The 10,183-nt window shown below is 33.3% G+C and carries 15 protein-coding genes; 4 read left to right on the top strand and 11 right to left on the bottom strand.

The window, feature by feature from the left end; genetic code table 11:
• Positions 1–175 precede the first annotated feature (175 nt).
• The 4 genes from QZZ51_RS14695 to QZZ51_RS14685 all read left to right on the top strand — a co-directional run bounded on the left by QZZ51_RS14695 (position 176) and on the right by QZZ51_RS14685 (position 2,591).
• A complete protein-coding gene (locus QZZ51_RS14695; protein ID WP_291871000.1) occupies positions 176–1,066 on the top strand; it encodes a Fic/DOC family N-terminal domain-containing protein in 891 nt (296 codons plus the stop codon).
• On the top strand, positions 1,027–1,209 hold the full coding sequence (locus QZZ51_RS16680) for a hypothetical protein (protein WP_366511984.1): 183 nt from the start codon (positions 1,027–1,029) through the stop codon (positions 1,207–1,209). Before QZZ51_RS14695 ends, QZZ51_RS16680 begins: the two co-directional genes overlap by 40 nt.
• Positions 1,210–1,459: 250 nt before the next feature.
• Positions 1,460–1,978 carry a RidA family protein gene (locus QZZ51_RS14690; protein WP_291870998.1) on the top strand — a complete coding sequence of 173 codons (519 nt, stop codon included), beginning with the start codon at positions 1,460–1,462 and terminating at the stop codon, positions 1,976–1,978.
• Between the two features lie 109 nt (positions 1,979–2,087).
• Positions 2,088–2,591, top strand: a complete 504-nt coding sequence (locus QZZ51_RS14685) for a nuclear transport factor 2 family protein (protein WP_291870996.1) — start codon at positions 2,088–2,090, stop codon at positions 2,589–2,591.
• A gap of 102 nt (positions 2,592–2,693) precedes the next feature.
• Here the strand turns inward: QZZ51_RS14685 and QZZ51_RS14680 are convergent, their stop codons facing one another.
• The 11 genes from QZZ51_RS14680 to QZZ51_RS14630 form a co-directional block, all read right to left on the bottom strand.
• On the bottom strand, positions 2,694–3,002 hold the full coding sequence (locus QZZ51_RS14680) for a DUF1080 domain-containing protein (RefSeq protein ID WP_291870994.1): 309 nt from the start codon (positions 3,000–3,002) through the stop codon (positions 2,694–2,696).
• 31 nt (positions 3,003–3,033) lie between these two features.
• Entirely contained in the window at positions 3,034–3,297 is a 264-nt protein-coding gene (locus QZZ51_RS14675; protein WP_291870992.1) for a family 16 glycoside hydrolase, read from the bottom strand.
• A 24-nt stretch (positions 3,298–3,321) separates the two neighbouring features.
• Positions 3,322–3,636 carry a hypothetical protein gene (locus QZZ51_RS14670; protein WP_291870991.1) on the bottom strand — a complete coding sequence of 105 codons (315 nt, stop codon included), beginning with the start codon at positions 3,634–3,636 and terminating at the stop codon, positions 3,322–3,324.
• Positions 3,637–3,643: 7 nt separating this feature from the next.
• Positions 3,644–5,143 carry a M20/M25/M40 family metallo-hydrolase gene (locus tag QZZ51_RS14665; protein ID WP_291870990.1) on the bottom strand — a complete coding sequence of 500 codons (1,500 nt, stop codon included), beginning with the start codon at positions 5,141–5,143 and terminating at the stop codon, positions 3,644–3,646.
• Between the two features lie 40 nt (positions 5,144–5,183).
• Positions 5,184–5,408, bottom strand: a complete 225-nt coding sequence (locus tag QZZ51_RS14660) for a hypothetical protein (RefSeq protein ID WP_291870989.1) — start codon at positions 5,406–5,408, stop codon at positions 5,184–5,186.
• A 3-nt stretch (positions 5,409–5,411) separates the two neighbouring features.
• The gene (gene trpA, locus QZZ51_RS14655) at positions 5,412–6,173 is read right to left on the bottom strand and encodes a tryptophan synthase subunit alpha (protein ID WP_291871002.1); all 762 of its coding nucleotides are present in this window, start codon (positions 6,171–6,173) and stop codon (positions 5,412–5,414) included.
• A gap of 10 nt (positions 6,174–6,183) precedes the next feature.
• Entirely contained in the window at positions 6,184–7,365 is a 1,182-nt protein-coding gene (gene trpB / locus QZZ51_RS14650; protein WP_291870987.1) for a tryptophan synthase subunit beta, read from the bottom strand.
• Positions 7,366–7,370: 5 nt separating this feature from the next.
• Entirely contained in the window at positions 7,371–8,057 is a 687-nt protein-coding gene (locus QZZ51_RS14645) for a phosphoribosylanthranilate isomerase (protein WP_291870985.1), read from the bottom strand.
• A gap of 11 nt (positions 8,058–8,068) precedes the next feature.
• Positions 8,069–8,851, bottom strand: a complete 783-nt coding sequence (gene trpC / locus QZZ51_RS14640) for an indole-3-glycerol phosphate synthase TrpC (RefSeq protein WP_291870983.1) — start codon at positions 8,849–8,851, stop codon at positions 8,069–8,071.
• Positions 8,851–9,843 (bottom strand): anthranilate phosphoribosyltransferase, encoded by a 993-nt coding sequence (gene trpD / locus QZZ51_RS14635; RefSeq protein WP_291870981.1) that lies wholly within the window; start codon positions 9,841–9,843, stop codon positions 8,851–8,853. The genes trpC and trpD overlap by 1 nt, the downstream gene beginning before the upstream one ends.
• Positions 9,844–9,847: 4 nt before the next feature.
• Positions 9,848–10,183: aminodeoxychorismate/anthranilate synthase component II (locus tag QZZ51_RS14630; RefSeq protein WP_291870979.1), on the bottom strand; the 336-nt coding region annotated here is incomplete at its 5' end.

Below are 10,183 nucleotides of genomic sequence, written 5' to 3'. Positions count from 1 at the left end.
AAAAACATCTTAGAAATAAACAACAATCAACAAGGTTAGAAACTAATTTAGTGTAAAGGCTAATCTTTAACTTGTGTAAACCATGTCCCTTAACGAACAGTCAAAAAATCCCATAATTACAATATATGTACCTTATTTTGTGTTTTTGGTGTATATAATATATAGGTGAGACAAAATGCACCATATAAAAAAACGTGATAAGTTACCTCCAAAAAGAGAGAAAGTAGAAACTTTAGAAATACTTAGGCAGCTAAGTAAATCATCTAAGTCTTTAGGAGAATTAAAAGGAATTGCTCAGACAATGTCTAATCAAGAAATGTTAATTAATGCTGTAGTTCTTCAAGCGGCAAAGGATAGTTCTGAAATTGAAAATATTATTACTACTCAAGATAAATTATATAAAGCATTAGCGACCAAAACGAAACAAGGCTCACAAGTAAAAGAAGTAATAAATTACAGAAGAGCTATTTTTTCTGGAAGCGATTTGTTGAAAAAACAAGGTTTTTTAAGATTAAAAGATGTTGAGTTTTTACAAAAAACAATTATCGAAAATAATGCAGGAATCAGAAGTATCCCAGGAACCGTTTTAAAAAACGATAAAACAGGAGAAGTTGTCTATACTCCACAACAGGACAAAGAGCATATACTGGATTTACTAAGTAACTTTTTAGAACATTTTAATCTAAAACAAGAGAGCTTTCCTCCTTTAATAAATTTAGCAATATTACATTATCAATTCGAAAGTATCCATCCATTTTATGACGGAAATGGACGGACGGGACGAATATTAAATATTTTGTATTTAAGTTCATACATAAACGAAAACAAAGCGAACTATTACAGACTTTTGAATAAGGTTAATAAATCTGACGAATGGGAGGAGTATATTTTGTACATCTTAAAAGCAATAGAGGTAATCTCGAACAGAACGATTGATAAAATTAATTCTATTAATAATTTACTATCAGAAACAATAGAAATAGCACAAAAAAAGAACCAAAAATATAGAGAAAAGAACTTATTGAATTGCTTTTTGAACAGCCATATTCAAAAATTGAATATGTAGTCCAAAAATTAAATGTAGAAAGAAAAGTAGCCTCAAGATATTTAAATAGATTAGAGGAAATTGGAATTATTACCTCTAAAAAAGTTGGAAGAGAAAATATTTATGTAAATAAAGAATTAATAGAAATATTAAAAAAGTACTAAACAATACAGGCTTATGGCTTAATCAGAAGATTTGTGTATTTTTATGAAGTCCGCAAAATTTTTTGATTTTTGCTTTAAAAAAGGAAAAGAAAAAAACCAAAAGATTTCGCTATGTACGTGGCGGAAAATTAAACTAGCGTTTGCTCCCGTACTGTTGGTAGTTCAACCGTTAACAGTAACTGGAAACGAATTTCAATATAAAACGAGAAAGCCGAAAACCGAGCAAAATAGGCACTAAACAATCATCATTATGAAAAAAATAACTAATCAATTGACCCTAATTACGATGTTTATAGCGTTCACTTTTATAATACAAAGTTGTAAACAAAAGCAAAAGGAAGAAACGAAAGAAATCGAAAAAGAGATAATCGTTGAATCTCAAAAACCTGAATATTTTTTGCTACGACCAGAAGTGGAAAAGGCTTACGGATATTCGCACGCTGTGAAAATAGGAAACAACATTAAAATTTCTGGAGCAGTAAGTATGGATGACGAAGGTAATCCAATTGCAATAGGAGATTTAGGAAAACAAATGAAAAATTGTTATGCGGATTTGGAAAAAATACTGAAACACTATGGTTGCACATTTGATGACGTAGTTGTGGAAAATGTTTTCACGACCAATATGCCATTGTTTCTTGAAAACGCAGCTTACAGAAATGAAATTTACACTAAACAATTCCCGACAGGTTCTTGGCTTGGAGTAAAGGAATTGGCGATACCAGAATTTATGATTGAAATTGAATTAGAAGTACATAAATCTGAATAAAAGTACGAACGCATAATGCCTATAATTAATGTGGACTTTGGGGTTTTACGCTTAGTTCAAGCGTTGGTAATAATATAAAACAACGGTTAAACTTCAAAAATTATTTAAAATGAAAAAACATATATCTTACAAATTGATATTTCTTGGCCTATTAATGATTGGCTTTAGCTCTTGTGACATAAAACAAAAGGAATCTGAGAAAAATGAAATTTCAAAAATTGAAAATGAAGAGTTATTTAAATCATTGATTTTAAGGCACTTAAACGCTGTAAGAAATAGAGATTCAAATACTTTAAAATCTACGATGTCTCCAAAGGGTAATATGGAATTAATTCAACCAAGTTCTGAAATTGTATATTCTGTTGATGGATTTATGAAATTTCATCAAGAATGGTTTGAAGTACCTAATTGGACAATTAATACAAAAATATTGAGTACTAATATTGGTGACAGATTTGGTGTAGCTACAACAGAATTTTTGTACGAGGAACCTGAAAGAAATGGAAAACCCTATTTTAATAGATTAATTGTTACTTATGCTTTAGAAAAAATAGATAACAATTGGTACATCATTAAAGACCACGCAAGTTCAATTGAAAAAACAAAAAATTAAATACTATTGCCAACAAAGAACTCAGGTATATAGGTATAGAAGTTTTCTGTTTCTTTAGAAGGCATATACGTTATGTATTTTTTAATTTGAAAATAAAGAAGACTACTCTTTCATAGGTGTAACCGTAATATTACGGAATTCTACAGATCCGTGGTCTCCTTGAATTAAAAAGGCGCCATCTTCTAGTTCGTTATTATCCAACGCACCACCAGTCATACCAGGGATTATCTGGTCATTTATAATAGTTTTGCCGTTAGTAACGATGGTTACTCGTCTACCATTTAAGGTAATGTCATACGATTGCCATTTGCCAGCTTTTTTTGCTGCCATTATGTTGGGAGTAAGAAACCCATAAACACCACCAAAATAAATATTAGAAGGTTCTAAGCCTATATTATCTGCTATTTGCACTTCGTATCTACCTCGTAAATAAATACCGCTATTACTTATCTTCAGGATATTTAAATTCTATATGCAATTTAAAGTTCTTGTACTTGGTATTGCTAACTAAATTAATGCCAGATTTTGGACTTTTTAGAATGCCTTTTTCTACCACCCATTGGTTATCTCTATCGGCTGTCCATCCGGTTAAATCTTTACCATTAAAAAGAGCAATAGGTTTTTCCCATTTAGGGTTTTCTATATGTTTTAATTTTGGTGCTCTGGTAGCGGTCCAATTGTATTTTTTTCCATTGCTATAAAGCATAATACCTTTAAGCTTATCAGTATCCTAAGAGCCTTCAAAGGCCATATTAATGTCTCCTTTTTCCCATTGTGGCGGAATATTGAAATTGAAAATATCATTTTTTACTTTTATTTCGGCAATAGGTCTTGCGCTACCAAATGCATATACAAATCTACCAACTAAAGTTTTATATCCAGAATGTGTAACCTCTAACCAGGCGGGTAAATTTTCTCCTTCATATTCTATGTTTAAATTCCAACGTCCTTCTAGTTTAGGAGATTCTTGAGCATTAACAGTAGATAGGCTAAATACTATAGTAAAGAAAAAATAGAAGTAATTTTTAAATGAAGAATATTGCATAAAAAGATTAGTCGCTTGGTTTACTACTTAGTATAGCATAAAAGGTTTTAATACCGTAGGCAATTTTACCTATTTCTAGATTTTCATTAGGGCTATGTTGGTTATTATCTAGGTTAACCATAGGAATAATAAAAGCAGGAATTTTTAATTCATTTATAAACGGAGTAATAGGAACGGTACCTCCCATTATTCTTATTTGCACAGGATTTTCCCCAAAAGTATCTGTTAGAGTTTTTACTAAAAAAGCACCATAAGGATTATTTAAATCGGTTCGAAAAGCATCAGTCACAGAACCTTCGGTGAGCATCATAATTTTATCGTGTGCTAATCTTGTTTCTTTATTTGGTACTTTTGAGGTTAAGAAAAAACCTTGTTTTTCTAAATGGGTTTTCACCAAACTTTTTAAACGATTTCCATTGGTCTCGGGAACTAATCGTATATCCATTTCTGCAGTTGCGCTTTCTGGAACAACAGTACGTGCTTTTTTTCCTATCCAAGCAGAACCTAGTCCTCTAATGTTTAAAGAAGGGTACTGTAGTGATTCTTGGTAGAAACTACCCACTTTTTCTGGTGTCTTTATTCCCAAATTTTTATTGATACTAGTACCATCATCTGGAACACTTTTAAGAATAGCCATGGTATTTTCATCTATTGTTATACCATCATAGAATCCCGGAATATTAACTTTACCGTCTTCTGTTTTCATACTAGCTAAAGCTTTGGATAATATAAATGCAGGATTCGGGGCATAGTTACCGTAATGACCACTATGTTGGGGTTTTTGAGGGCCAAAAGTGGTTAAAGATAAAGTGGTAATACCGCGACAGCCATAAACTATAGTTGGTTTGCCTGTAGAATGAAGTGGGCCATCGTTTATAATTAGAAAATCTGCCTGTAATAATTCTCTATATTCTTTTACTGCTTTAGGTAAAGGTTTGCTACTTTTCTCTTCTTCGCTATCGAGAATAACTTTTACATTAAAAGGAAGGGATATATTGTTTTCTTTTAAAAGGTCTATCGTGTTTAAGAACATTACAATGGGGCCTTTGTCATCTGCTGTAGAGCGCCCAAACAAACGCATATTGTAATCTAAATTGGTATTTAGGGTATCTATTGGGAGCGTTTTCCAAGAATCGCCTTCTTTCGCTTTTAAAACCATTTTATATGGGTCTGGCTGGTTCCATTTACTGTTTTCTACAGATTGCCCATCAAAATGCATGTAAAACAAAATGGTTGGCTTTTGGTCTTCCATAGGTAAAGACGCAAAAAATAACGATTCTCCAGAAGTTGGTAAAACGGAAGAGTTAAATCCTCTGGCATTAAAACTCTTAGTTAACCAAGTAAGGTTTCTGTTAATATCGGCATGCTCTAACGCATCATTAGGAATAGAGACAAAATCTCTTAATTCTTTTATAGTCTGGCGTACTTGCGTTTTTAGTTGCGCCTCTTCTTGGGCAGAACCCATAAAGACGATTAAAAAGGTAAGTAATAAGTTTATTTTTTTCATTTTTAGTCTTCCAAAGTTTAAAGACTAAAAGTAACGAATTCTATTTTCTAAGCATAGAGATACCTCTTAAAATTAAGAGTCTAATTAATAGTATATATGGGAAGCCATGCAAAAGAACATCAAACCAATCTTTACCTTGCATACCAATTGCTCCGCCAGCTATCCATTTGACTTTACCAAAGATATGAGGTTCCGGAAAAAAAGGAGCCAAACCTATAGTAAGACAGAGCATTAAGACCAGTTTCCAGTCGTTAATAAATTTCATAGTTTATCGAATCGTTTTTACAAAAGTAGAAATTCCTTTTACACCTTCTTTATGTAAATGTTTTATAAATGCAGAACCAATAATAGCACCTTTGGTTGTTTTTGTAGCTTGCTTAAAAGTTTCAGCATCTTTAATACCAAAACCAACGATTTGCGGGTTTTTAAGATGCATGTTAGCAATACGGTTAAAATAATCTTCTTGTGTATTATCAAAACCAGATTGGGAACCAGTAACGCCAGCTGAGCTGACCATATAGATGAATCCGTCCGAAGCAGCATCAATCTGTTGTATGCGTTCGTCACCCGTTTGTGGTGTAATTAAAAAGATATTTACTAATCCATGTTTATCAAAAATTGCTTTATATTCTCTCTCATACACATCTAACGGAAGGTCTGGGATAATAAGCCCGTCGATACCAACTTCTGCACATTTAGCGCAAAAAGCTTCTACGCCATATTGTAGCATAGGGTTAAAGTAGCCCATAATAATTAATGGAATATGAACCATTTTTCTAATATCTTTCAATTGCGAAAAAAGAAGTTCTGTAGTCATGCCATTTTTAAGAGCAATAGTAGAGCTTTCTTGTATTGTTGGTCCATCTGCTAAAGGGTCGGAAAAAGGAAGTCCGACCTCGATAAAATCTACACCACTTTTTTCTAAATCTTGAATAATGGTAGTTGTATCATTTAAAGAAGGAAAACCAGCACTGAAATATATAGAGAGTAACTTTTTGTCCTCTTGTAGCTTTTGTTTTATTCTGTTAATCATAATTATGTTACAGTTTAAAATATTTAATATAATTATCTAAATCTTTGTCTCCACGACCAGAAAGGCTAATGACTACAACATCGTCTGGTTTAAAGGTTTTGTGTTTAAAAACAGCTAGCGCATGGCTGCTTTCTATAGCAGGAATTATCCCTTCTAGTTTTGTTAATTCTAAGCCAGCATTCATAGCTTCATCATCGGTAGCAGAAATAAATTCTGCTCTTCCTGTTTTATGTAAATGTGCATGCATTGGACCAACACCAGGATAATCTAATCCTGCAGAAATAGAATAAGGTTCTGTAATTTGCCCATCATTGGTTTGCATTAATAAGGTTTTGCAACCGTGAATAACACCCTCTTTACCCAAGGCTGAGGTTGCAGCACTTTCGCCAGAATGCACTCCTTTACCAGCAGCTTCCACGGCGATAATTTTTACATTTTCTTCATGTAAATAATGGTAATAAGTACCTGCGGCATTACTGCCACCACCAATACAAGCAATTATATAATCGGGGGTTTCTTTTCCTTCTTTTTCTTTTAATTGCCATTTTATTTCTTCCGAAATAACGGACTGAAAACGTGTAACCATATCTGGGTAGGGGTGAGGGCCAATAGCAGAACCAATAATATAATGGGTGTTTACAGGGTTATTAATCCAATCGCGAATGGCTTCGTTGGTAGCATCTTTAAGAGTTCTACTACCCGATAATGCTGGGCGTACTTCTGCACCTAGCATTTTCATACGAGCAACATTAGGTGCTTGGCGGGCAATATCTATCTCGCCCATATACACAATACACTCCATGCCCATTAATGCACATACGGTAGCAGTAGCAACACCATGCTGACCAGCACCAGTTTCGGCAATAATTCGTTTTTTGCCTAGACGCTTTGCCATTAGTATTTGGCCTATGGTATTATTTACTTTGTGGGCACCTGTATGGTTTAAGTCTTCTCTTTTTAGATAGACTTTTGTATTATATTTTTTAGACAATCGTTTTGCTAAATATAAAGGCGAAGGTCTGCCAACATAATCTTTTAGTAACTGGTCGAACTCTTCTTTAAAAGATGGTTCGGCCATTATTTTTAGATAATTCTGTCTTAGGTTTTCTACATTCGGATATAGCATTTCTGGAATAAAAGCTCCTCCAAATTCTCCGTAGTATCCTTTTTCGTCAACGTTATATTTCATAATTCTTATTCTAATATCTCACTACTCTGAACTGTAGCTATGAATTTTTTTAATTTTTCTATATTTTTTAATCCAGGTTCTGTTTCAAACTTACTATTTACATCTAAAGCATAACAGTATTTAGATGCATCTGTCTGTAAAAAGGCAATTATTTTGTTGGTTTCTTCGAGTCCTATTCCGCCACTTAAAAAGAAAGGTTTTGTGGAAGGGTAGTTTTCTAAAACACTCCAATCGAAAGTGTATCCATTTCCACCGGGTAATTCTCCTTTGGTATCGAATAAAAAGAAATCGCATACATCTTCAAATTCTTTTAAAGTTTCGAAATTGAATTTGTTTTTTATAGAGAATACTTTGATGATTTTTACACCTTGGGTTTTTTCTTGTAATTCTTTACAGAATGCGGGGCTTTCTTTGCCATGTAACTGTATGCCTAGTAAATTATATTCTTGAATTTTATGTAAAATTTCTATAACGGTTTCATTTACAAAAACGCCTATTTTTTTAATGCTATGCGGTAGTGCAGGCATCTCTCCTGAAAAATGACGTTTGGACGGCTCCCAAAATATAAAACCTAAATAATCTGGCTGCAGTGTCGCAACTTCCGAGGTGTTGAGCTTCATACCACAAATTTTAAGTTTAGGCATGCCTATTTTAATGGGCTCCTCTTTTTTTGTGTAATAGTAATTGCTCATGGTTAATTCTTTTATTTTAAGGAGTTGATAAAAGTGGTTGCACTTTCTCCAGGATTATCTGTCTTCATAAAATTTTCTCCTATTAAAAATCCTTGGTAACCATAAGGCTTTAGCTCTTTAATTGCTTCTATAGAACTAATACCACTCTCGGATACTTTTACAAAATCGTCAGGGATTAGTGTAGAAAGTTTTTTACTGGTTTCTAGGCTTACTTCAAAGGTTTTAAGATTCCTATTATTAACCCCAAGCATATCTAAACTTGGCATAATAGATTTATGCAATTCTTCTTCGTTATGAACTTCTAAAAGCACATCTAATTTTAGGCTTTTTGCAAGCTCTGAAAATGTTTTAATTTCATCCCTAGTTAAAATGGCTGCTATTAATAAAATAACATCTGCGCCATGGGCTTTTGCTTCTAGAATTTGATATTCGTGTATAATAAATTCTTTACGTAGCAATGGCGTTTGTACTGCTGCTCTTGCTACTAATAAATCATCTAAAGAACCACCAAAATATTTTCCATCTGTTAAAATAGACATTCCGCAAACACCAGCATTTTCATATCCTAAGGCTACATCTTGCACATTTAAAGTGTGGTTGATAACAGATTTAGATGGGGAGCGTCTTTTATGTTCTGCAATAATACCTGTACTGCTGTTTTTTAAAGCAGTAGTAAGAGAGGTAGTCTCTCTAGTAAAAAGTACAGAACTCTCTAATTGGGAAATAGGAATTATAGATTTTTTTAAATCCACCTCCTTACGTTTATCTACAACTATTCTTTCTAAAATATCCATTAGGCGCTGAGATTTTGTAATTTCTTAAGAGTTGCTAATCCTTTTCCACTTAATAAAGATTCTTTAGCAAGTAGAAAACCTTCTTTAGGTGAAATGTTTTTTACAGTTGCGATGGCAACGCCAGCATTAGCACAAACTACATTGTTTTGGGGTTCTGTTCCTTTACCTTGTAACACATTCATAAAAATTTGTGCAGAAGATTCTACAGAGTCTCCACCATAAATTTGAGATTGTTGAATAGGCTGCAATCCAAAATCGGAAGGTTTAATTATTCCTTCGGTATGGTTAGAAATGGTTTTGGTATTGCCAGTTAGGGAAATTTCATCGTACCCATCTAAGGCATGTAAAACCGTAAAATTTTTATCGGTATTCTGGTATAGGTAGCCGTACATTCTTGCTAATTCTAGATTAAAAACTCCAACCATTTGGTTTTTAGGAAAAGCAGGGTTTACCATTGGCCCTAGCATATTGAAGAAAGTTTTTACACCAAGTTCTTTACGAATAGGAGCTACATTTTTCATTGCAGGGTGAAACAAAGGAGCATGTAAAACACAAATACCAGTTTCATCCAAACATTTTTCTAAAAAGCCTGCATCATTACTAAATTTAATACCAAGAAATTCCATAACATTACTACTACCACAGGCAGAAGAAACACCATAATTTCCATGTTTGGTAACTTTAATACCAGCACCTGCTGTTACAAAAGAGGATAGGGTAGATATATTAAAAGTGTCTTTGCCATCGCCGCCAGTACCACATAAATCGATAGGATTATAATGCGATAAATCGACTGCCAAACAAAGTTCTAAAAGAGCGTCACGAAAGCCTTCTAACTCTTCAATAGTAATGCTACGCATCATATATACCGTTAAGAAAGCAGCTATTTGGCTTGTATTATAATCGCCTTTAGCAATATTCACTAATACTTGCTTAGCGTCTTCTTTCTCTAGAATATCGTGATTAATAAGTCTATTTAGTATTTTTTTCATCGTTCTAATTATTTACCCAATTTTCTAGTATTTTCTTTCCATTAGGAGTAAGTACAGATTCTGGATGGTATTGTACAGCAGCAACATCATATAGTTTATGTCTTAACGACATTACTTGTCCGTTCGCATCAAAAGAAGTGGCTTCTAAAACCTCTGGTAATTCTGGGTTTACTACCCAAGAGTGGTAACGGCCTACTTCAATTTCGGAATCTAAACCTTTAAATAGAATATCATCAGGGTGTGTAATTTTTATTTTGGTAGCAATACCATGGTATACTTGTTCTAAATTTATAAGAGAACCGCCGAAAACTTCAGCAATAGCTTGTTGCCCTAAACAAAC

The organism is Maribacter sp. (assembly GCF_016744255.1).
In the GTDB taxonomy this organism is placed as follows: Bacteria; Bacteroidota; Bacteroidia; order Flavobacteriales; family Flavobacteriaceae; genus Maribacter_B.
Note: the sequence above shows the minus strand (reverse complement) of the source record. Positions and strands in the feature narration are given on the sequence as shown.